Raw genomic sequence first — 22,285 nt, 5'->3', positions numbered from 1 at the left:
ATGGGCCGGCGCGCGCGAGCCAAAGCGGACCTCGACATCGAATTGGCCGACCTGCCGCCGGAGCTGCGCTGGCGCGAATGGATGGGCCGGGTCGAGGCCGTGATCTTCGCCTCGCCCGGACCGGTGACGCGCGAGGCGCTCGCGCGCGTCGTCGGTCGCGACTGCAGCATCGACCTGCTGATCGATGACATCCGTGAGGATTTGCGCGGCCGGCCCTACGAGCTCGTCACTGTGGCCGGCGGCTGGCAGCACCGCACCCGTAAGGTGTTCGCCGAGGCAATTAGGACTGCGACGGGATTGGGCGACCAAGTGCGCCCGCTCTCTCAGCACGAGAGCCTGGTCTTGATGTGCATTGCCTATTATCAACCGATCACCCGCGGCGAGCTCTCCCAGTTCTTCGGCAAGGAGGTCAGTCGCGATCTGATCGGCTACCTGCGCCGTCTCGGATTCATCGCATGGGGACCGCGCGCGCCCCAGCCGGGGGCGCCCTACACCTATGTCACCACCAAGGGCTTCTTGTCGCATTTCGGCTTCGAGACACTACGCGATCTTCCGGATATGGAAGCGCTGGAGGACGCCGGCCTGCTCAGCAAGGATAAAATGTTGGCCGGGGAGTTTCCTGTGCTGGCGTCGGACGAGGCCGACCAACTCGAGGCGGACCGAGACGAAGAGTAAGCGGCAAGCTGAGGCCGTTCACGCGGCGTGGTTCCATGGCATAAGCGCCTCGATCTGGCTGCTCGGCCAGCCGTTGGCGATGCGCTGAAGCGTGAGGGTGAGCCAGGCGAACGGATCGACGTTGTTCATCTTCGCTGTCTGCAGCAGTGTCGCGATGGTCGCCCAGGTTCGTCCGCCGCCGTCGCTGCCAGCGAAGAGGCTATTCTTTCTCGTAATTGTTTGTGGCCTGATGGCGCGTTCGACGATGTTGGAGTCGAGCTCAATGCGGCCGTCGGTCAGGAAGCGCTCGAAGATGGCACGGCGCGAGACGGCATAGCGGATTGCCTCGGCCAGTTTTGATTTGCCGGAGATCCGCCGCAAGGTCTGCTGCCAGAGATCAAAGAGATCTGCGACGACCGCCGCGGAGGCTTGCTGACGCGCGGCAACGCGTGCGTGGGGACTTTGACCGCGCACGGTCTTCTCGACCTGCCAGAGCTTTGCCATCCGCTCGACCGTCGTCGTTGCCACTTTCGAGCTTCCTGCAACATGCAGCTCGTAGAACTTGCGTCTGCTGTGTGACCAGCAGCCAGCCAATGTGATGCCATCATTGCCGCGATCGGCGCGCGCCAACTTGTTATAGGCGGCATAGCCATCCACTTGCAGGATGCCCCGATAACCATTGAGATGGCGGACCGCGCATTCGCCGGAGCGGCTGTCTTCGAAGCGATAAGCCACCATCGGGGGACCGCTGCGGCCAAAGGTGCGGTCATCTCTGGCATAGGCCCATAAGTAGGCCGTTTTCGTCGATCCGGAGCCGGGAGCGAGCGTCGGCAGGGTGGTTTCGTCGGCAAAGACCCGTTCGGCCTTCTTGACCTCGCTGAAGATGTAGTCGGCCATGATCTCGAGCTCGAAGCCGAGCTTGCCCATCCATTGCGCCATCAGCTGGCGGTCGAGCTCGACATGATCGCGCGCGTAGATCGCCTCCTGCCGGTAGAGCGGCATGCCATCGGCGTATTTGGCGACCGCGATCTGGGCCAGAAGCGCTTCCGTCGGAATGCCTCCTTCAATGATATGGGCCGGAGCCGGCGCCTGGATTACGCCGTCCGCGTTCTTGAAGGCATACTTGGGACGGCGCGTGACGATCACACGGAACTTCGCTGGCACCACATCCAGACGCTCCGACACGTCCTCGCCGATCACCACCTTCTGCTTGCCGGCATGCTCAGCAAGGTCTTCCGGCTCAATGACGGTTTCGATCCGTTCCAGATGGGGCGCAAAGCCCTTGCGCCGACGCGGTGCACGCTTGCCATCCGCTTGCTCATGGCCCTTGCTGACCTGGGCCTTGATTGCAGCGATGCCGGTCTCAATTTCCTCGAAGACAAAGGCCTGCTGTTCATCGTCGCCGTTCGCAGAGCCGAGCTTTTCCGATCGTCGGCCGAACCGGGCGCGGTCGAAGGCCTTCAGGATCTGCGTCAGCCGCTCGATACGCGCATCGGCATCGGCGTTGCGCACCCTGAGATCGGCGACTTCGCTCTCCAGAGCATCGGCGCGGGCCGCCCTCTCGGCCAGGGCAAGCACCATGGCTCTCAGCGTCTCTACGTCATTCGGGAGGTTGAGATCGGGCGGCGTCATTGGCCCGACCAGAGCACATTTTGCCCCGGTTCTCTTGCCTTTTCAGCTCACTGATTCACTTCGCCGCAGCGCTTTTACCCAACAATCTCCGGCGGCTTGACCGCCACGGTCCGGACCCGCTTCCAGTCCATTCCATCCACCAGTGCCATCAACTGCGCAGGATTCATCTGCACCCGATGATGCCCGATCCGCGGCCAGCAGAACTTCGCCTTTTCGAGACGTTTTAAATAGAGGCACACGCCGGAGCCATCCCACCATACGATCTTTATTCTGTCGGCACAGCTCGTTTCATTGTACGTCCCTTTGTCAGATACCGGGTAGGCGGATCATTCTATCATATTGATAATCAATGTAGTTTCTCGGCCGACGCTCGATCACGCGCTGCACCGCTATACGTACTGTTTCCGAGCTCAGCGCGTCGACAGGAACCAACCATTGCGAGCCCTTGATTGCTTGTGTGGCCGGCAAGATGTCCTTCAGCACCAAGCTCTTTGCTGATCCGACACAAATTCCAAAGTGTGCCGCAGCCTTCGCAAGGCTGATCATTTTGCCGTCGGACGATGCGGGGTCGTATTCCGGCAAGCCCAGGCGTTCGCGCATTTCCCGCACGCGAACAGTCGTCCAGGTCTCGCCGTCGCCGGTCTTGCAGCGCATCCGATTGAGCGACACGGCGAGCTCTCGATCAGGCCAATGACCAGCGAGTTTACGAAGTGCGTCAACGGCAGTCGGTGCCATGTCGCCCGGATATCGGCCCGTCTTAACGCGAGCAACGCGAACCTCCGTGTGCCGGCCGCCGGTCCAGTGGATGAGCAGAACCGCCTCATTGGTGTTCCTATCGAGATCGCAAACAATCTCTCGGACCACAATGTGAACCAGCCGCTGCTTGGTGCGCGTGTCCGTGGACGGTGCATTCCAAACCCGCGGAAGATCATGCGCAAGTTGCAGAAGCAGGGCGCGGTCGATCTTGGGACTTTCCGCCGATGCGGTGCGCAGCTCCTTTATACGACCTTCAAGCTCGGCAACCCGCTCCAATGCGCCATTCCAGCGCGCCTCGAGTTCGCGGGCAACGTGGCGCTTGGCCGGATCCACAAGCTCGTACCGGCGTGCGGCAAGAGACGCTTCGTAGCGTGCGACCTCAAGCTCCCGTTCGACGGCCGTGATGATCTCTTGTCTTGAGCGCTCAACCTGGTCGGACGCCAATATCGCTGCTTCAACAGCCCGATCGGAGACGGCCTCAAGGATTTGCAGCGCGACCGCACGATCGACCCGCACCCCGCCGATGCCGATGCCGATACATAGGCCAGCGCCGACATGGGCGTCATCGCCGCGGCATTGATAACGATGGGCATTCCCCTTGGCCTGGCCGTAGAACACACGCATCATCCGCCCGCAATGGCCGCACCGCATCAATCCGGTCAGAAGTGCGCGTCCCCCGCGCGCCGATTTTCGCGAGCAGTTCTTCTTCATGTGGGCGTTTTCCAGCAGCAGCCTCTGATTGTCCTCATACTCCTGCCAGCTGACATAGCCGGGATGATTGTCGCGCAGGAGAACATTCCATTCCTCCCGCGGCTTTTTGAACCCGCTGACCTTGCGGGCGCGACCGTCCACGATCCGTGTCTTCTGGGCGATTCGGCCAAACGCATAGGCGCCAGCATAGAGCGGATTGTGCAGGATCTGCATCACCGTGTGATAGGCCGGCGCCTTCCAGCTGAGCTTGTAGATTTGAACGTTTTTTAGAACCACAGGCATTTTGATGTCGGCAGCACGCAGCCAAAGAAAGACCTGCCGGGCGCTACCGAGCTCGCGGAACTTCGTGAAGACGAGTCGAACCAATCCCGCCACATGTTCGTCGGGATCCATTTCGATCTTGCCGAGTTCACTCCAACAAAATCCAGGTGGAAGCATGAAGCGGTACTCGCCGCGCTTGGCCTTAGAGTCCCGAGCGGCGATTCCACGTTGGCGAAGCAGGCTCAGCTCATACTCCGACATCGTTCCCTTCAGTCCGAGAAGCAGGCGGTCGTTGACAAGCCGCGGATCATAGGCGCCGTCGGGATCAATGACCAACGCGCCCGCGAGGGCGCATAGGTCGATCAAGTGATGCCAGTCGCGTCCATTGCGCGCCAGCCGCGACGCCTCAATGCAATAAACGGCACCGACGTTACCCGAACAAACCATCGCCACAAGCCGCTCAAATCCGGGCCGTTGAGTGCTGCCAGAGCCTGAGCGGCCAAGATCATCGTCAATTACCGCCACCGACTTAAATCCGGCGGTTTCCGCGGCCTGCGCCAAGTCATATTGCCGCCGCTGGCTTTCGAGATTCCCCATAACTTGGGACATTGTCGATTGGCGAACATAGACGACGGCGGCGCGGTCGAGGTGATCACGTGTGATCTTGACACTCATGGTCACCTCCCGACATCTGAGCGGGTTCGACGCCAGCCGCTTCCAGCAACAGATCGGCGAGCGCCTCGATCAGACCTTTGGGATTGGCGCCCAGCGGGTTCTGGGGAATCCGAAGACGCAGATCCAGACCCAGTTGCATCGGCTCGCGATATTGGCTTTTTCTCCGCACGTCCTTTCTCCCTCTTCAAAGAAGGACGGGATTGTGCGCCCGACGCCTGAGTCGCGCCCAGAAGCTTCAGAACAGCAGCAAATTCGTTCAGCCCCTCAATACTGACCTGCGGCGGTCCTAGCGCCATGCCGGCGCAGTAGCTTTCGTCGAGCATCCAATTGGGAACTTCGCGGCTAAACCCACGCCGCTCCTCTGTGTAGATGCATTTCAGCTCCTTGCCGCGTCGGAACGGTGCCACCTGAAGCGTCCGCCCAAAAAGCGGATGCCACGGATACGCAATCTTCGCGCTTCGAAGACTGTATGCAGAATGTCGAGTGTTGGGCTCTTTTGGCCCGGAAGACATAAAGCGCACCGTCGAACGGATCTGAGCCCGCATCGCGCACAAGCGCAACCAGGCCATCGATACCCTTGCGGAAGTCGACTGGATGGCTGGCGAGGAACACCTTCACGCCCGAGGGAATCATGCCGAACGCACCGCCCGGATCACTCGCTGCAAGTGCGCCTCGTCGACGTCCACGCCGGCACGCACGACGACCTCGCCAATGGCAATCTCAATCACTGTGCCTGCCACAGACGCCACCACGCCCTCGCAACTCGAGTGCCGCGACCGATAATGCCGCTCGGCCCGAGCATCACGGCGCCAAGCGAACAGCTGCGACGGGTGAATGCCGATCCGGCGGGCGATCGCCGAGACGCTCGCGCCAGGCTCCAGCGCCTCTGTCACAATTTGCGCCTTGAACTCGTCCGACCAGCGTCGGCGAAGCTGCCGCGGCGCTCCCTCAAGACGGTCGGCGACCGCTTCGATCATATGGAAGGTTCTAGTTCCAGAACTAGGCGCAGACATAGAAGCTCACATCGGCTCACAAACTCAGCAGCCGATAGCCGATCGCTTACCACTCCGCCAGACGGGGTTTCTTTGCCGCTTACGACGAAGACGACCATGTGACTTGAATTGCTGCCGAGGAGTCTCCGACAATGCATTGACGAGACATTTTCCCGGTGGGTTTTCCCTTGGGGGCGCGCTCGGGGGGCGCCTGACTGGCTCACTCGCTTTCTCGTCAGCAGCGAAAGAGGCGGGTCCTTCAGCAGCTAAAGCGGCCGTAAGCAGTCGTAGCAGCGCCGGTCAGCGCATCGCGCTACTGGCCGGACTCTGCCCGTCGGAGGGGGCGTTGTCGTAATTGATCCTCACTGCAACAGCTTATTGTTCGGGCAAGCTTTCGGAAAGCTGACGAAACCCACGGGAGTTCGGTTATACGCAGGGCGTCGTCTGACGCCCCGCGCCTTAGTCGCCCAAAGCAGAACTCAGCGCTCAAAAAGATTGCAGTTGGCGTTGCCGACGATCACTGTCCGCTCGATTTGCTCCGGACAATCCTGCAACCACGCAAAGACATCTTCGAGCCTATAAGGCGTTACGACTTCACGAGCACTCGGCTTGATGTCTGGACCTTCTATCAAATAGAAGCGTCCTTCAGCCGTCCTGACCATGCGGTCCCGTATTTCACCCTCGACCCCCGTGGTCGGGTCGAAATCTGAAAATACGCGCGTTGCAAAGTTGAACGCTCCGTCAAGTTGACGACGCGCTGTCCGCTTCGGCTTCGCTCGACGTCGCTTGGTTGCGCACTTAAGCTTGCGGCCCGACACCTGTCTCTTGAACATCTGCACTCTTCCTTTGCGATGCGCCGCCGCGGATTCGGCGAGCGCGCTCTTCGCTCGCCGCCATCGCAATATGGCCAATTGAAAGAGCCCGTGCTAATCAGTAGATACGTTTCTAACCAGCGGCTGTGACATTTGTAAGATCACAAACGCTCGCGAGTTTAGCGCGGCCGTTGGAATGATGCTTCAGCTAGCCTGCACACTCCGGCCGCCACCACTTCGCACCCATTGACCGAATGCGCGCGTGAGAGCCTTGGCGACGACGTTGCCGGACGACACCGCCAAGGCTCAACCACACAACGGATAGCCCCTTAGATGGCTCGTACCAGCATGGGGGCCATTTCGGCCAAACTTGGGCAGGGTAGCCCCCGTCAGCCGCGCGTACCCATCCTTGGCGGCTCATCGACCGAACGAATGATTGAGCTGCGCGCTTGCCTCAGACTGAGCAAGTGAACCGCGGCTGGAGATCGGATAGCGGCATCTCGTCCGGCCATCTCGCCGCGTCCATCTGGACGTTGTGCGAGCACCAGTCCTTGCAAACGTCGGTCAAGCCGTCTCCAGCCGCTGCTTAATCTGCTCAGCTTGTTCCTTCGTCAGCTTCTCAGCCAAGCTGTAATCCTTCAGTTGGGCCGCCCCCTTGCGATCCCGATCATAAACCATCCAGTCGACGCTACCTCTTCGTACGAGGAACCTAGCCTGTATCGGTGCCATGTAATTCTCCGTAAACTCCGTCACCCACTATGAACGACCGCAATAATATTCGCGAAGAATATGTAGCACCCGGTCTGCGATGCTTCTGTGAACTTACGCACACACACCGGAGCCCAGATATAGATACTTCGACCAACGCCAATCAGCCGAAAGCCCCTCGAAGATCCCGCCTGAGGTCGTGACTCACTCTAACTCAAATCTTGGCCGCAACTCACTGCAAATACGTTCGAGCCGAGAATGTAACTCATAGAGATCCGCCGGCGCCGCTACCACAGTTGTGCGGAACCCGAGCTGCCTGTCCTCGCTGACCTGAAAGAAGTTGATCAGTCCAAACCGTTCTAGGATCAATTCATGAAGCTGGTCTTTGGTGATCTTTTGCTTTTGTAACCCAATTAAAAAAGCCGATGCTAAGATTGCCCTCCTTTTGCGTCTTCCGCAGCGCAACTGCAAGGCGCGCGTTGCGGCACCCGTAATTGCCCGGGGGGCGATTGTGAATCGACGCTGAACATTGACCCCGCACGCGCGAAGTCAGTCAAGCACTTGCGACGCCGATCGGCGTCCGGAGCCCACGCAGATTCACACTGGTGGCGCTATGGGAGGCCTCGGATCGGATCTGCGGCAAGCGGCTCAGGGTAATGATTCCGACGTTGCTGCCTTCGCTGGAGCGGCATGGCCGGCTCAAGCTCGGACCAGGCCGATTGAGCACTGGTGCTCGGCGTCAGCGCAGCCAAGATTGATCGGCTGCTGGTCGAGACCAAGATTGCCGCGGCCGGCGGTAACCGCAAAGCGAAATCACGACTGGCTGGTCTCCTTTACAGTTCGATTCTTACACCGCACGGCGGCTACCGACACATATCGCCGGACGCCCATTGATCGGCCATGCAGTCGCGCTATGCATGCCAACTCGGTGGGCTCCGAAGGGGGTGACCACCGTGGTGGCTTGCCAACGACGATCCAACTGAGCAAATTGGGTTCGGGGAAGAGAGCTGTCCACAAATGGTGCTCTCGGCGACGGAGCAGATGATGCGACGATCCGCATGAAACCGCAGCCGGAACCATCAAGCCGGGAAGTTCTTGCTGGCCTTGTTGAGCGCGTCACATACCACAACGACGGGAATGGCTACTGCGTTTTGCGGATCAAGGCGCGCGGTCACCGCGAACTGGTCACTGTAGTCGGGCACGCCGCGGTGATCTCCGCTGGCGAGTGGATTACCGCATCGGGCGAATGGGTCAATGACCGCACCCATGGCCAACAGTACAGGGCGAAGTTCTTAAAGACCTCGGAACCGACATCGCTCGACGGCATCGAGAAATACCTCGGCTCCGGGATGATCCGCGGCATCGGGCCAGTCTATGCCAAGAAGCTGGTGCGCGCCTTCGGTGAGAAGGTGTTCGATACCATCGAGGCGGAGCCCGAACGGCTGCGCGAGGTAACGGGCATCGGCCCGGTTCGGGCCAACCGGATCACGGCCGCCTGGGCTGAACAGAAGATCGTTCGCGAAATCATGGTCTTCCTGCACAGCAATGGCGTCGGCACAGCGCGGGCGGTGCGCATCTATAAGACCTATGGCGCGGACGCCGTACAGGTCATGACCGAGAACCCCTACCGCCTCGCGCGCGACATTCGCGGCATCGGCTTCAAGACTGCCGACGCGATCGCGATGAAACTCGGCATCGAAAAGACCGCAATGATCCGGGTTCGGGCCGGGATCTCCTATGGGCTGACCGAGGCGATGGACGAAGGGCACTGCGGTTTGCCGACGGATGAACTGGTGCCGCTTGCCGAGAAGCTGCTTGAGGTCCCGGTGGAACTGGTGCGCATTGCGCTTGATCTCGAACGGACAGCAGGCACGGTCATCGCAGACAGCGTAGGCGAAACGTCCTGCGTATTTCTGGTGGGCCTGCATCGGGCGGAGCGCTCGATTGCCGAGCGGCTGATCCGGCTTGCGAATGGCACACTGCCCTGGCCCTGGATCAATCCAGACAAGGCACTGCCTTGGGTCGAGCAACGGATCGGGCTTACCCTTGCCGAAAGCCAGGTCGCTGCGATCCGGCTCGCATTGATGTCCAAAGCGTTGGTCATGACCGGCGGTCCTGGTGTCGGCAAGACCACCATCGTCAAAGGTATTCTCCGCATTCTCGCAGCAAAGGGCGTGAGGCTCCTGCTATGCGCGCCGACCGGCCGCGCCGCCAAGCGCATGACCGAGGCGACCGGTTTTGAGGCTAGGACGATCCACCGGTTGCTGGAGGTTGACCCCAAGGGCGGCGGCTTCAAGCGCGGCGAAGACAATCCGCTCGACTGCGACCTGCTTGTTGTCGACGAAGCCTCAATGGTAGACGTCATGCTGATGCAGTCACTCATCAAGGCAGTGCCAGACAAGTCTGCCCTTTTGATCGTCGGCGACATCGACCAGCTTCCTTCGGTTGGGCCAGGCCAAGTGCTGGCCGACGTCATCTCATCCGGTGCTGTGCCGGTGGTGCGTCTCACCGAGGTGTTCCGGCAGGCCGCGCAAAGCCGCATCATCATCAGCGCACATCGCATCAATCAGGGGGCTATCCCCGATCTCAGCCTGCCCGGCACGGATAGCGATTTCTACTTCGTGCAAGCAGGCGATCCAGAAACCGCCGTACAGCGTATCATCGAGTTGGTGAAGACACGGATCCCCAATCGCTTCGGCCTCGACCCAATTCGCGACATTCAGGTTCTGTGTCCAATGAACCGGGGCGGCGTCGGTGCGCGCTCGCTAAACATCGAACTGCAGACGGCTCTGAACCCCGCCGGCGAGCGCAAGGTCGAACGCTTCGGTTCGACGTTCGCGTCCGGCGACAAAGTGATGCAGATCGAAAACGATTACGACAAGGAGGTCTATAACGGTGACATCGGTTATATCGACGATGTCAGTTCCGAAGACAGCGAACTCACCGCAAGCTTCGACGGCCGCTCGGTCATTTATGAGTTTGGCGAGCTCGACACGCTGGTGCCGGCCTACGCAGCAACTATCCATAAGAGCCAGGGTTCAGAATACCCTGCCGTAGTGATCCCGGTGATGACGCAGCACTACACCATGCTGCAACGAAACCTGCTCTATACCGGCGTCACCCGGGGCAAACAACTGGTAGTTCTGGTCGGTCAGAAGAAGGCCGTTGCCATCGCGGTTCGCAACGTTTCGGGGCGGCGAAGGTGGTCGAAATTGAACGAGTGGCTGGCGTCAAGAATAGCGTCGATGCCGACAAGATGAGGGCCGACGATGAATGTGCGCAAAGCGCATAAGATTTGGATTGAACAGTGCGAAGCGGCTCAAACGATCAAGGCGCGATTCGGGCTCACGGCGGCCTTCGACTACCTTGTCGGTGAGAAGTTGATGAGTTTTACCAGTACTGCCTCCAGACATCCCCGACTTCGCGCGGGAACTGCCGCGGTTCTTTTCCGAGGTGAGGCGCATGTTCACGCCGGATGAGATTGGCGCAAACTTGGTGCAAATCGAGCTTTCGCAAAGCGAAAGGAACGTTGATGTTTTGAAAGATGATGGTTTTCTTCTTGAGATTCCGGCCGCAGTCGCGGAGTGCGTTCTCCAGTTCATTCTGGTCAAGGAATTGCTGACCGCGCCATCCTCGGTACTTCGTGACAGAATGGCAAATTACTTCTCGATGTGGCGCGCCGCTCACCACCAAAATCGCCAACATTTCCGGTGGGGTCGTAAGGTCCCACCGTCATGATGACGCTGGAACCCGTTCTCACCCCGCATGGTTTGCTGACGCTGCGACAAACGGCGCAAGCTCCTGCGTTGGAGCCCGATCAGGGCTTGCGGCTGGAGAAAGCATTTTTACGGGGCTCAGGGCACGGATTGTTGTGGCTCGGCGCCGACGAAGTCGCGACGGTTCTCCCGCCGGTGTTGTCGTATTGGCGAGAGCTTGGAATGCGCTACATGACTGCACTGTGCGCTCTTCCTAGTGTTGGAGACGGCCGGACCAAGCCGCCTGTGCCAATCCCCGCCGATGGCGAGCTGGACACGATGGCAGCGGCCGTTCCGCCGATGACCGGCGCGGAATACCTGACGACGTCTGTCCTGGCCAATCTTTGGCGAGGTATGGATGCGGCCTTTGATGCCGAGTTGGTGCAGGCCAAGCTCTCCGTGCAGGAGTTCCTCAAGAGCCGTCATCCGGCATGGAATTTGGTTGGGCGCGTTCATTTCAACCTCGCGGAGAACCGGAAGGACGAAGAAGCCCCGTTCGCGTTTCTTGCGACCTACACGACCCGACTTTCGGCTGAGGCCAAGGCCCAGCATCTGCCGCTCGGCAAGGCCTTGCAGGAGTATTCCGGTGCGAGGAACCGCCAACGCCTGCTCTCGCTGCTGATGCCCGTCCAGCGTGCCGCCGAAAGTTGCCCTTGGTTGAAGACCATGGTCGATGCCGGCGATATCTTTCACCCGCTGCGCTGGAGCCCACAACAGGCTCTGCAATTCCTGAAGGATGTTCCCGCGCTCGAAAGCGCCGGGGTGGTCGTGCGAATGCCAGCGAGTTGGCGCATGAACCACCCCGCACGCCCGCAAGTGAAAGCAACGGTCGGGGGCAATGCGCCATCACAGCTGGGGATGGACGCGCTGCTCGACTTCCGAATGGAGGTGACGCTCGAGGGCGAAAGCCTCTCGAAGGCCGAGATCAAGCGACTCCTGGCGCATTCCGATGGATTGACCTTAATCCGTGGCAAGTGGGTCGAGGTCGATCATGAACGACTGCATCGCACACTCGAGCAATTTGAGGCCATCGAGCGCCGCGCCGCCGCCGATGGTCTTTCGTTCGGTGAGGCGATGCGTCTGCTGGCTGGGGCTGGCATTGCCGGAGATAAAACTGCCGCACCAGCCGACATCGATTGGAGCCAGACCGTTGCCGGCCCCTGGCTGGCGGAGACGCTGGCGACCCTGCGCCATCCCGATTGGCTCATGCGGGTCGACCCCGGTCAACATTTTCAGGGTACGCTGCGACCCTATCAGCAGTCGGGTGTGCAATGGCTCTATCTGCTAACGCAGCTCAAGCTTGGGGCTTGCCTTGCCGACGATATGGGGCTCGGCAAAACCATCCAGGTGTTGTCGCTGCTGCTGGTGATCAAGAATGAGGACATGGCAATTCGGAAACCTTGCCTGCTCGTAGCCCCCGCCTCGTTGTTAGCCAATTGGGCCGCCGAGATTTCCCGATTTGCGCCAACTTTGAAAACAGTCGTGGTCCATCCATCGGCTGCGCCGTCCGAGAAACTGAACACTTACAGTGCGGACAGATGCGCAGATGTCGATCTCGTAATCACGAGCTACGGCTTTCTGACGCGTACGCCTTGGCTAGAAACTACATCATGGCGGTTTGTGGTGCTCGATGAAGCACAGGCCATCAAGAACCCGGGCGCTAAGCAGACAAAATCGGTCAAGAGGCTCAAGGCAGAAATGCGCATTGCGCTGACCGGCACGCCCATCGAGAATCGGCTCGGCGACCTATGGTCGATCTTCGACTTTATCAATCCTGGCCTGTTGGGATCGTCGAAGGAGTTTTCGGCATTCGTCAAACGCCTCGCCGACCGGCCACATAACCCTTACGGTCCGCTCCGCCAACTGGTGCGCCCCTATATCCTGCGACGGCTGAAGACCGACAAGAGCATCATTGCCGACCTGCCCGACAAGACCGAGGTGAAAACCTTCTGCCCCTTGAGCCGCAAGCAGGCGGCGCTTTATCAGCAAGCAGTGGCGGAACTGGCCGGCCATCTCGAAGAGGTCGATGGAATAAAGCGGAGAGGTATCGTCCTAGCTTTTCTCATGCGTTTGAAGCAGATCTGCAACCATCCATCACAGTGGCTCGGCGACGGTGCGTGGAATGAGGAGGATAGCGGTAAGCTTGTGCGTCTGCGCGACATCGCGGAAGTGGTTGCCGCCCGGCAGGAGAAGGCACTTATCTTCACCCAGTTCAAGGAGTCAACGGCGCCACTAGTGGCGTTCCTGGGCTCCATATTCGGAAGGCCCGGCCTCGTCCTGCATGGTGAGACAGAGGTTAAGAAGCGCAAGGACCTGGTGCGCCAATTTCAGGAAGACGAAGACGTCCCGTTCTTCGTGCTCTCGGTCAAAGCAGGCGGCACCGGGCTCAATCTCACAGCGGCCTCGCATGTCATTCATTTCGACAGGTGGTGGAATCCGGCTGTCGAAAACCAAGCTACCGACCGTGCCTTCCGGATTGGACAGACCAAGAACGTGCTTGTGCACAAGTTCGTTTGTCGCGGCACCGTGGAGGAAAAGATCGACCATATGATTGAGTCGAAGAAACAATTGGCTGGGGATTTTCTTAGCGGCGGAGCTGACATCCTGTTGACTGAGATGAAAGATGAGGAGTTGCTTAGACTCGTGACTCTCGATTTGGGTGCGGCGATGAAGGAAGGGGATGAATGAGCTACTACGGGTGGCATGCTTACGTGCCGGTAGCTGAGAAGCGGCGACAGGCAGAACGCAAGTTGGCCAAGCTCAAGAAGCAGGGACGATCCGTTGCGCCCGTGAGGATCGAGGGCCGCACAATTACCAAGAGCTTCTGGGGCAGATCTTGGTGCGTCAACCTTGAACGATACAGCGACTATGAGAACCGCTTGCCGCGCGGCCGGACCTATGTCCGAAACGGCTCCGTTATCGACCTGCAAATTGCCAAGGGCGAGATATCGGCAATGGTCGCCGGGTCTGAGCTCTACCAAATCAAAATTGTCATTGCACCGGTTACGCGGGCACGCTGGAAATCCATCTGTCGGGACTGCGCCGGGACCGTCGATTCGCTAGTTGAGCTCCTGCAGGGCCGCTTGGCGAAAGGCGTGATGGACCGGGTCTGTCGAGAGGGTGACGGCCTGTTTCCGTCGCCGACGGAAATCAAGCTGTCCTGCAGCTGTCCAGATTGGGCGGACATGTGCAAGCACGTTGCGGCAGCACTGTATGGTGTCGGCGCCCGGCTAGATGAAAAGCCTCAGCTTCTTTTTGTGCTGCGTGATGTGGATGAAACTGAAATGCTCGCCAGCGCTGGACAGGATTCTCCGCTAACAACGGCGCCAGGCGCGGCGAAGGTGCTTGATGAAGGCGATGTCGCCGCTCTATTCGGGCTGGAGATGGCCGAAACTCCTCATACCCCAAATCCTGCCTTAACAGTCGCAAAGAGACCCCAACAGTCCAAGGCGCAAAAAGGCAAGATATCTGCCAGAAAGACCAAACGAGCAGCGAAGACAGATGTCGCCTTACATCGTGCGACTCGGGTCAGTTCGGGAACGAAAAAGACAGCCCGAGCAAGTGCCAGGAAACGGCGCACATCGGGGATGTCCCGATCGTTGTTGAACTATGTCGGGCCGAGGTTGCCAGAATGAATGTTGCACTAAACCGCTACCGCGGTAGGGAGCAGCATGGCTGCGGCCTGAAGGGGGCCGCGCCACAGAGTGCGCGGCAGCGGCATTAACGATCCTTCGCTGCGCGTCGCGCAGTCCGACCCGTGGGTGTGAATCGACGCTGAACATTGACCCCGCACGCGCGAAGTCAATCAAGCACTTGGGGCGCCGATCGGCGTCCGGACCCCACGCCGATTCACACGCTGGTCGGGATGGCGAGGCGGCCCACGAACTGGAGGTCGAGAAGCTCCACGCGAAGATCGGACAATTGACGGTCGAGCAAGAGTTCTTAGCCAGGAGGTCCGGAAGATGAGCGCGCCGGATCGCCGAGGATTGCTTCAGCGCGATCATGAGAGTCTATCGATCCGCCGGCAATGCCAACTGCTGAGCGTTGCGCGATCGAGCGTATATAGGCCGCCGCGGCCGGCCAATGACAACGACCTTGAGCTGATGCGACGCATCGACCAGCTGTTCACGGCCTGGCCGTTCCTGGGCTCGCGGCGGATGACGGCGATGCTCAATGCCGAAGGCCGTCGCATCAATCGCAAGCGCGTGCAGCGGTTGATGCGCAAGATGGGCATCGCGGCGCTGGGACCAAAGCCCAGAACCACAAAGCCGGCGCCGGGACACAAGATCTTCCCGTATCTCCTGCGCCATATGGTGATCGACCGGCCAGGGCTTTCTATATCTGGTGGCGATCATCGATTGGGCGAGCCGTGCGGTACTGGGATGGCGCCTTTCGAACACGATGGACACATCGTTCTGCGTGTCTGCGCTCGAAGAGGCCTTGGCGCGCCTCGGCCGGCCTGAGATCTTCAATACCGACCAGGGTAGCCAGTTCACCAGCGCGGCCTTCACCGGCACGCTGGCCGCCACCGGCGTCAGGATCTCGATGGACGGTCGCGGCCGCTGGATGGACAACGTGTTCATCGAGCGGCTGTGGCGCTCGCTCAAATACGAGGACATCTATCTCAAGGGTTATTCGGATGGCCACGAGGCCAAAGCCGGAATCGCCCGACCCCATCAGGCGCTGGAAATTCGCGCGCCGATGGCGGTCTGGCAGGCCGGGGCGCATTCGGCGAAGAGGCTGTGGATATGACGCTTCTCGCAAGCGAGAAGCTTGGACAACGCTGCGCGTTGCCCACATCCCCACAGCCACAACAGCAGCAAGCAAGAGTAGCGTAAAGTATTGGGAAGAACGAACGGCAGCAGCTCCACTTAAGAACCGGACCCGGTGGTCCTCAGCAAAGGGTCCACTGCACCCAGCAGGCTACCCCCTCTTGGGTACGAAACGTTTGCGCCTGCGCAGTCTTAATGCTCGTCAGGATTTTGCACTTTACATCCTGGGGCTAGAGCCGACGTCGCCGGCGTGTATTTTAAGCGGGCGGCGTCGCGCCCTGGCATGGTGGTAATTTTACCACTGTTCCCCGGCGTCAAGACGCGGAACTCTGGTTCGCGATTGTCTCTTCTTCGGATTTGGTGTGCGATCAAGCTAACCAATCTCGACTGACGCGGGACTGGCCATGTGGCCCCAGCAATCGCCCCCCGGGCCTCCAAGGGTTGCTGGGGCCGCTTCGTTTGGATTCGCCAGACGGGCCCCAAATACCTATTTTACGGGCATGTCGATCAGCCGAAAAGCGATCGAGATCCCGCCCGAGGTGGCCCGACAGTTGGCAGCGGCGCCGCCTATCGCGCGCAGGCAAATGCGCTTGAGATCGAGGCGCAGGCGAAGCGCGCGGCTAGCGGATGAATACGACGCCGCGCAGGAGCGGGGGAGAGATCAAGAGCGCTGGCAAGCCTAATTCTTCCACGCTGGGCGAGCGTTACCGAGATCGGTCTTACTCACAAAGACATTCACGAAGCCCGCATCAGACCCAAGGCAGGCAACACTCGTCGATGGTCGGGCGCCCAGGCACATCCACGATCTGAAGATCGCGAAAAATCGATAGAGCCGCTTCCGCCTCGGCCGGAAACCGCGCATCGGGCGCAAAGCGTCGTCTCGCTGACGAGCCTGACGCCGCGCAGGAGCATGGTGAAGTAGCAAGGCGGCAGAACAATCCCGGAAGCGTTGGGCATGTTCCGGAGGAGAACATAACGCCACTGCTGGCGAACTCGGCCTTTCCCGCAAGGAGCGCGTCGGGCATGGCGAGAGCAGGTCTCCTTCGCAACGCCGGCTACCGGTGCCAGTGGGCGGAGCGCGGGCAGCACTGCGACCGGGCTGGCGCGCCTCCGACCAAAGCCTGGTGCCTCTGGGGACCTTGCCGAGCGCCCCCTAGCGGCTTCACTCCACGCCGTATCGTGCGCGATCATCCGCGATGGCTCATCGTCGTTACACGAAATGGTCCGGCCGCTTCTTGCCATCTGGTAGCTGCCCTGCGGAATGGCTCGCCGGCGGGCGCCTTGTGTGCACGGCAATGCGGCACGGTTGGCGCCGTGCACGTCGTTCCGAATTGGCATGACATGGTAGGCCACGCGGTGTAGGCCACGCGGTGCCCATTCACCAGAGCCCTGGAGATCGTGATGGAGTCGGCTGCCTTGGCGTCACAAGCCCGCTCGTCACCTTCGTTACTGGACCGGCCCTGTCGTCGAACCGAAATGGCTTCAAGACGGGTGCTTGGTCTTCTGCGTTGGCTGTCAGCATCACAACAGCCGGCTGAAACTTGCCGATCTTCCCGGATTGTGGACTGGTACGATATCTCCGCGCCGACTGGACTGGGGCGAAGTGATAAATTTCGCCAAAGGCGTCTCCGGCTTCGAGGTGGCCTTGCTGCGTTTGCTCACCGGCGCTAACGCTGGTCTTGAGGTTGGCGGAGAGGATGCACGATGAGCAAGGCGCGCGAGTTTATCGATTTCTGGATCGAGAATAGCGTTCACGCTGTCGAACAGTATCGGACTGTCGGCGCGTCGCAGGATGTGGCCGAGCTGAGCCGCCGCCTCATCGATGCTGCCAAGGAACAAGGTATACCGGAAGCGGACTTGGAGGCTGAGATCGGCGATATCTCCGACTACATCGCAGGGCAGCTCGAGGCGGCGAATAGGGCTGAGAGCGAACGGCGTAAGCTGACGTAGGACGCTATTCGTTCTTGACCCAACTCAGCTGTCATTTGAATACGACGACGATGATAATAAAGAGGCCGCCAACTGAGGCGCCCTTACTCATGGGCGGCTTTTGGTCCCGGGCCTTCTCCGTTTGACTTGCTCGATCAGAGGCCGGATTAGATGTTTAAAAGCAAGGCCGAGACATGTGATCACCACCAAGATCGGCCAGTATGCTCATTCCGCTCGATGTCGCCCACCAATCCGGGATGATGTCGCCCGGGGTGACGAGGCCTCTTCTGGCTCCGATACGGTCCCGCCTTTCGGCTTTGCGAAGGGGACCTGGATGCCGACGGAGAGGTTTGCGGTGCGCCATGTGCGCGATATGATCAGATTGAAGTCGGCCGGGATGCCGACCCGCGAGATTGCGCGGCGGGTCGGCACGGCCCCTTCGACGGTGCGGTTGACGATCCGCCGGTTCGAGGCGGCGGGGCTGACCTGGCCGTTGCCAGACGACGTCACCGACACGGTGCCGGAGGCCCGGCTGTTCGCCAACGCCGGAGCCGGTCCGGGCACCCGGCGGCAGGCGTCACCGGATACTTCACGCCGACTTTCGCCGCGCCGCCGACGCTCTTGCGCAGCGCGTCCATCAGATCGACGACGTTCTCGCCGCGCGGGCGCTCCTTCGGAGTGATCGGCTTGCCCGCTCGCTTCTGGTTGATGAGATCGACCAGCGCCGTTTCGTACTGGTCTTCGAACTTGTCGGGTTCGAAGTTGCCGGCCTTCTGCTCGACGATGTGCCGGGCCAGTTCGAGCATATCCTTGGTGACTTTGACGTCATCGATTTCGTCGAAATACTCCTTCGGATCGCGCACTTCGTAGGGGTAGCGCAGCAGCGTCCCCATCAGGCCTGTCAATCGGCCCTTTAATTGCGGGTTGTTGTCAAGCTGTCATTCTTTCTCTCCAGTGGCACGCCCGTAGCGATTGCTCCGTCGGAGCTGGTCGCGTTGCGGAGACGGAGCGATCGCGGATGGCGACACGATCGCCTGACGGGATTGGATAATCGATGTCGTTGGCTGCTCCGGCGTAAATGGATTGATGTCGTAGCTGGGGTCATGGTCCTTTCCGAGGTCGCGAGCGCCTCATGATGATGTCCGGATCGAGCGCCTCAACGTTTGCAGCGGAGTGCGGACGAACCGCCACCAGCCGATTGACCGAGGTCGCCACGACCACCGTCCCAGCGGGACATCGCCAGTCCGGCGGGGCCGGACCAGGAGCTTAGAAAATAGGATTATGCCTCCTTCGCCTGCCCCCAGTCGAACGATGTGCCGTCCACCCAGATGCAGTGCAGGATTACGGCGATCTTCCGGGCAATGGCTACCTTTGCCTTCCTCATCCCAATCCGCTTTGCGAGCTTCATGCCCCAGGCCTTGAGGCAAGACCATTTCTTTGTTCGGTACAGCAGAACGGTTGCGGCCTCGAATAGGTAAGTCCGTAGAAGTCGATCGCCCCAACGGGATATCTTGCCGTTGGTGTCAGTTTCGCCAGATTGGTTGCGTCGCGGCGTAAGCCCCAGATAGGCGCCAACTGTCGAAGCGGATCGGAAGCGTGAGGGATCATCGATCGTATGGCGGACAGTTAGGGCAGTCACGACGCCAACACCCGGGACCGTCATCCGACGGCGCGTCGTCTCGTCCTGTTTTGCCAACCGGCGGACTTGGTCATCGAACTTATTCTGTTGCTGACACACGTTCTCATGGATCGACAAGAGCGGGGATATCACGCTCAGGAGCTGATGATCATCGCCCAAGAGCTCGTGGACCTGGTGGCGAAACTGCAGGCCGATTGCGCGAGGGAATAGTAATCCATACTCCTTGATCAAGCTGCGAATCTGGTTCTCGATATCCCGGCGAATGGTCACGAGACGAAATCGCGCAACGAGTATCGCACGAATCTTCTGGCTTTCTTCGCTCTTGACCTTCACGTCCCGGTACCAACCGACCCGCACCAGCTCGGCGAGGCCTCGCGCGTCGTTTTGATCACTCTTGTTCATGCGCACCGACAAGGCTGCGTGCGCGTGCCGAGCGTCGATACAGACCACAGGAAGATCAACCCTGCGGAGTTCATGCCACAGCCAACTCGCCATCGCGCCCGTTTCGAATCCGATGCGCTCGGCATGAGGCGCATGCTTGCGAAGCAAGTTGGTCAATGCGACCGGATCAGATTTGGCCTTTCCTTCGAAGATTACTTTTCCCATCTCGCCAACTACGCATATCGCCGTTTCCCTCTGCGAGACGTCCAGCCCAACGTATTGCTTCATCATAGCTGCTCCGAATCCTTTTGATTGCGAGAGCTCGACTATAGCGAGAGTACCTTCCTCCCGAGCGTCGACCGCAATTACGTCATCGTTTGCAAATTTGACCCCTCGTATTGCCTCAGGAAGTAATGTTACCCGGGATGAAGGTCTACGAACTGCCCCAGACCGGTCTCGAGCCTCGGGCCGTATTTCATCCACGGGCATGGATACGATGGCTGTCTCCGCCACCTTCTGCCGGAGGGACCGAAGCAGGCGCTGAACGATCGAATGCTGCTTGTCGCTGAACATCGAAGGATCGATCGTGGCGAGCCTGCCCACGATGGCCAGTGCAGTGAGCTGTGGCTCGACGGCGAGCCAGTTCTCGATGATCGCGAGATGGGGATCGAGCTTCGAGGGCATGCGAATACGCTTTTTGTATCGCCGTTTCGGCCGGCGGTGCGTGCCCCGCACTTCGGCGGTTTTTGCCGCCGTGCCGAGCGATCGGGCAAACGAGAGCGGATCAGCCGGCGATACGGTGGGAACCTTCGCAAGACCGCGCTTGCCGATCCGTTCGCCGAGCTCTTCCTGCGCCGTGCGGACCCATCGCGATTCCGATCAGCATCGAGCGTCGGCGCCTATCTAGGTCTTACACCTCGGCGCAATCAATCTGGCGAAACTGACATCAATGGCAAAATATCACGATGGGGCGACCGTCTTCTTCGAACTTACCTGTTCGAGGCCGCGACCGTCCTGCTTTATCGAACGAAGAAGTGGTCGTCCCTTAAGGCCTGGGGAATGAAGCTCGCCAAGAGGATTGGCATGAGGAAGGCGAAGGTCGCCATCGCGCGCAAGATCGCCGTTGTTCTGCACTGCATCTGGGTCGACGGCACATCGTTTGACTGGGGCCAAGCAAAGGAAGCCTGATCCGATTTTGTAAAGTTCCTGGTCCGGTCTGCCGGACTGGCGATGTCCCGCTGGGACGGTGTTGTGGCGACCTCGTTCATTCGGCTGGTGGCGCTCGACCGTACTCCGCTGCAGACGTTGAGGCGTCCGACCCGGACATCATCATGAGGCGCTGCGCGACCTCGGAAAGGACCATGACCCCGGCGAAGACATCAACCAGCCCGTACTGTCCAATGCCTGGCCAGTAGAGCATGTATCATGCCGCGCCCGCGCCGTCTCCGCAACCCCGACCAGCTCCGACGGCGCGGGCGCTACCACCTTGCCGTTGGAGAGTTCGAAAATGTGAGCTTGACAACAAACCGCAATTAAAGGGCCGAATGACATCTATGCTACCTCCGGCAAGGTCTTCACTCGGTACTTCTGATAATCGAGAACGGCCGCTGCAAGTGGCATCGAGCGCGGCACGCTCACAGGTCTGAGGGAGACGATAAGCGCTCTCATCGCCGTCCTCAATGCCTATGACCGGCCGTCAGGGAATCACGAATCGCTCGAAAGCAAAATCCCAAAACGCAAGAAACCGCGGCCCAACACCCGGCTTTCCTGCAAAATCGAATACTTTATCGAGATAACTTCTGCCTCCGTCTCAGGCCGATCTGCATTCTTCACGGACGACCACAAAGCTCTCAACAATTGGGCCGAGAATTCTCATCAGCCGACGCGGCGACGCCATGAAGCGTTTTAAATCGTCCCGTCAGGCTCAACGGTTTCTGTCAGTTCACGATCAGGACGCGAACCTTTTCCACACCCCCTATTCCGGAGCCGTCACTGCCGACTTCCGTCGCGCTTCGCGCGAGCGATCTTCAGTGCGGCGTCCGGCTTGGCGCGCGTCGACAGCCTGGCGGGATCGCGCCGTTTGGCCCCATGGGCGTGGTAGGTCGAGGGGGCGATCAGGCAACACCCGACAGATCGGCTCGACCCCATGCGCCCCACGATGATCGTCAATGAAGGCGATCATGGCTTGGACCGGCGGTCGAGCTCCGCCATCGCAAAATAAGCGCTCGCCTTGCGCAGGATCTCGTTGGCCTGTCGAAGCTCACGGTTCTCCCGTTCCAGGGCCTTCAGCTTCTCGGCCATCTCCGTCGGAACGCCGTCCGCTGCCCGCTGTCGATCTCGACCTTCTTGACCCAGTCATGTAGCGTCTGCGGTGTGCAGCCAATCTTGGCGGCAATCGATCTCACCGCCGCCCACCGCGAAGGGTGCTCGCTGGCGTGATCCGGAACCATCCGAACCGCACGGGCCCGAACCTCGGGTGAAAACTTGTTCGTCGTCTTGCTCGTCATGGCTCCATCCTCTCGGGAGTTGGAGCCTCCGGCAAACCCGGGGCGGTTCAGACTGCAACAAAAGTGAGTCAGAGCCAATTTTTACGTCGCCCGACAGCGCT

The 22,285-nt window shown here is 60.0% G+C and carries 16 protein-coding genes, 6 pseudogenes and 1 other annotated feature; of the genes and pseudogenes, 12 read left to right on the top strand and 10 right to left on the bottom strand.

Annotation, left to right across the window (positions count from 1 at the left end; genetic code table 11):
* Positions 1 to 675: an SMC-Scp complex subunit ScpB gene (scpB, locus tag V5279_RS46615; RefSeq protein ID WP_338702286.1), complete on the top strand. Its 675-nt coding sequence runs from the start codon at positions 1 to 3 to the stop codon at positions 673 to 675.
* Between the two features lie 18 nt (positions 676 to 693).
* On the opposite strand, the gene tnpC is transcribed toward scpB, so the two are convergent.
* From tnpC to V5279_RS46605, 3 genes are all read right to left on the bottom strand, one after another.
* Positions 694 to 2,286 (bottom strand): IS66 family transposase, encoded by a 1,593-nt coding sequence (gene tnpC, locus V5279_RS46610; RefSeq protein WP_338702284.1) that lies wholly within the window; start codon positions 2,284 to 2,286, stop codon positions 694 to 696.
* A gap of 74 nt (positions 2,287 to 2,360) precedes the next feature.
* Positions 2,361 to 2,555: an IS66 family insertion sequence element accessory protein TnpB gene (gene tnpB / locus V5279_RS47190; RefSeq protein ID WP_224581116.1), complete on the bottom strand. Its 195-nt coding sequence runs from the start codon at positions 2,553 to 2,555 to the stop codon at positions 2,361 to 2,363.
* Between the two features lie 37 nt (positions 2,556 to 2,592).
* The gene (locus tag V5279_RS46605) at positions 2,593 to 4,689 is read right to left on the bottom strand and encodes a recombinase family protein (protein ID WP_338702282.1); all 2,097 of its coding nucleotides are present in this window, start codon (positions 4,687 to 4,689) and stop codon (positions 2,593 to 2,595) included.
* Here V5279_RS46605 and V5279_RS46600 point away from each other — a divergent pair.
* Positions 4,673 to 4,963 carry a hypothetical protein gene (locus V5279_RS46600; RefSeq protein ID WP_173637249.1) on the top strand — a complete coding sequence of 97 codons (291 nt, stop codon included), beginning with the start codon at positions 4,673 to 4,675 and terminating at the stop codon, positions 4,961 to 4,963. The genes V5279_RS46605 and V5279_RS46600 overlap by 17 nt on opposite strands.
* A 68-nt stretch (positions 4,964 to 5,031) precedes the next feature.
* On the opposite strand, the gene tnpB (V5279_RS47185) is transcribed toward V5279_RS46600, so the two are convergent.
* The 4 genes from tnpB (V5279_RS47185) to V5279_RS46585 all read right to left on the bottom strand — a co-directional run bounded on the left by tnpB (V5279_RS47185) (position 5,032) and on the right by V5279_RS46585 (position 7,222).
* Complete coding sequence (gene tnpB / locus V5279_RS47185) at positions 5,032 to 5,322, bottom strand: IS66 family insertion sequence element accessory protein TnpB (RefSeq protein WP_414646007.1); 291 nt, start codon at positions 5,320 to 5,322, stop codon at positions 5,032 to 5,034.
* Positions 5,319 to 5,666, bottom strand: a complete 348-nt coding sequence (locus V5279_RS46595) for a transposase (protein WP_029085231.1) — start codon at positions 5,664 to 5,666, stop codon at positions 5,319 to 5,321. The genes tnpB (V5279_RS47185) and V5279_RS46595 overlap by 4 nt, the downstream gene beginning before the upstream one ends.
* A 494-nt stretch (positions 5,667 to 6,160) precedes the next feature.
* Positions 6,161 to 6,514 carry a hypothetical protein gene (locus tag V5279_RS46590; RefSeq protein WP_166309244.1) on the bottom strand — a complete coding sequence of 118 codons (354 nt, stop codon included), beginning with the start codon at positions 6,512 to 6,514 and terminating at the stop codon, positions 6,161 to 6,163.
* A gap of 543 nt (positions 6,515 to 7,057) precedes the next feature.
* Positions 7,058 to 7,222: a hypothetical protein gene (locus tag V5279_RS46585; RefSeq protein ID WP_166218292.1), complete on the bottom strand. Its 165-nt coding sequence runs from the start codon at positions 7,220 to 7,222 to the stop codon at positions 7,058 to 7,060.
* A gap of 708 nt (positions 7,223 to 7,930) precedes the next feature.
* Between V5279_RS46585 and V5279_RS46580 the strand changes: the two genes are divergently transcribed.
* The 8 genes and pseudogenes from V5279_RS46580 to V5279_RS47180 all read left to right on the top strand — a co-directional run.
* On the top strand, positions 7,931 to 8,095 hold the full coding sequence (locus tag V5279_RS46580) for a hypothetical protein (RefSeq protein WP_166218004.1): 165 nt from the start codon (positions 7,931 to 7,933) through the stop codon (positions 8,093 to 8,095).
* Positions 8,096 to 8,259: 164 nt separating this feature from the next.
* Complete coding sequence (locus V5279_RS46575; protein ID WP_166107273.1) at positions 8,260 to 10,461, top strand: ATP-dependent RecD-like DNA helicase; 2,202 nt, start codon at positions 8,260 to 8,262, stop codon at positions 10,459 to 10,461.
* A gap of 202 nt (positions 10,462 to 10,663) precedes the next feature.
* Positions 10,664 to 10,939: a hypothetical protein gene (locus V5279_RS46570; RefSeq protein ID WP_224944385.1), complete on the top strand. Its 276-nt coding sequence runs from the start codon at positions 10,664 to 10,666 to the stop codon at positions 10,937 to 10,939.
* Complete coding sequence (locus tag V5279_RS46565; protein WP_176535485.1) at positions 10,936 to 13,644, top strand: DEAD/DEAH box helicase; 2,709 nt, start codon at positions 10,936 to 10,938, stop codon at positions 13,642 to 13,644. Before V5279_RS46570 ends, V5279_RS46565 begins: the two co-directional genes overlap by 4 nt.
* Positions 13,641 to 14,591 (top strand): SWIM zinc finger family protein, encoded by a 951-nt coding sequence (locus tag V5279_RS46560; RefSeq protein WP_176535483.1) that lies wholly within the window; start codon positions 13,641 to 13,643, stop codon positions 14,589 to 14,591. Before V5279_RS46565 ends, V5279_RS46560 begins: the two co-directional genes overlap by 4 nt.
* A 235-nt stretch (positions 14,592 to 14,826) precedes the next feature.
* A pseudogene (locus tag V5279_RS46555) lies at positions 14,827 to 15,708 on the top strand (IS3 family transposase); the annotation flags it as partial.
* 1,724 nt (positions 15,709 to 17,432) lie between these two features.
* Positions 17,433 to 17,678, top strand: a complete 246-nt coding sequence (locus tag V5279_RS46550; RefSeq protein WP_166107283.1) for a hypothetical protein — start codon at positions 17,433 to 17,435, stop codon at positions 17,676 to 17,678.
* Between the two features lie 313 nt (positions 17,679 to 17,991).
* Positions 17,992 to 18,129 (top strand): annotated as a pseudogene (locus tag V5279_RS47180) (helix-turn-helix domain-containing protein); the annotation flags it as partial.
* Positions 18,130 to 18,163: 34 nt separating this feature from the next.
* On the opposite strand, the pseudogene V5279_RS46540 reads toward V5279_RS47180, so the two are convergent.
* Positions 18,164 to 18,556, bottom strand: a pseudogene (locus V5279_RS46540) (Ku protein); the annotation flags it as partial.
* A gap of 380 nt (positions 18,557 to 18,936) precedes the next feature.
* The gene (locus V5279_RS46535) at positions 18,937 to 19,965 is read right to left on the bottom strand and encodes an IS110 family transposase (protein WP_338702383.1); all 1,029 of its coding nucleotides are present in this window, start codon (positions 19,963 to 19,965) and stop codon (positions 18,937 to 18,939) included.
* Positions 19,966 to 20,541: 576 nt separating this feature from the next.
* Here V5279_RS46535 and V5279_RS46530 point away from each other — a divergent pair.
* Both V5279_RS46530 and V5279_RS47175 read left to right on the top strand, forming a co-directional pair.
* Positions 20,542 to 20,865 (top strand): annotated as a pseudogene (locus V5279_RS46530) (transposase); the annotation flags it as partial.
* A 652-nt stretch (positions 20,866 to 21,517) separates the two neighbouring features.
* Positions 21,518 to 21,704 (top strand): annotated as a pseudogene (locus V5279_RS47175) (IS6 family transposase); the annotation flags it as partial.
* Here the strand turns inward: V5279_RS47175 and V5279_RS46520 are convergent.
* Positions 21,700 to 22,184: pseudogene (locus V5279_RS46520) on the bottom strand (transposase); the annotation flags it as partial. The pseudogenes V5279_RS47175 and V5279_RS46520 sit on opposite strands and share 5 nt — an antisense overlap.
* Positions 21,784 to 21,901: a sequence feature (AL1L pseudoknot), on the bottom strand. It overlaps the preceding pseudogene by 118 nt.
* Positions 22,185 to 22,285: the final 101 nt, after the last annotated feature.

This window comes from Bradyrhizobium sp. 26S5 (assembly GCF_036923295.1).
Lineage (GTDB): Bacteria > Pseudomonadota > Alphaproteobacteria > Rhizobiales > Xanthobacteraceae > Bradyrhizobium > Bradyrhizobium septentrionale.
Note: the sequence above shows the minus strand (reverse complement) of the source record. Positions and strands in the feature narration are given on the sequence as shown.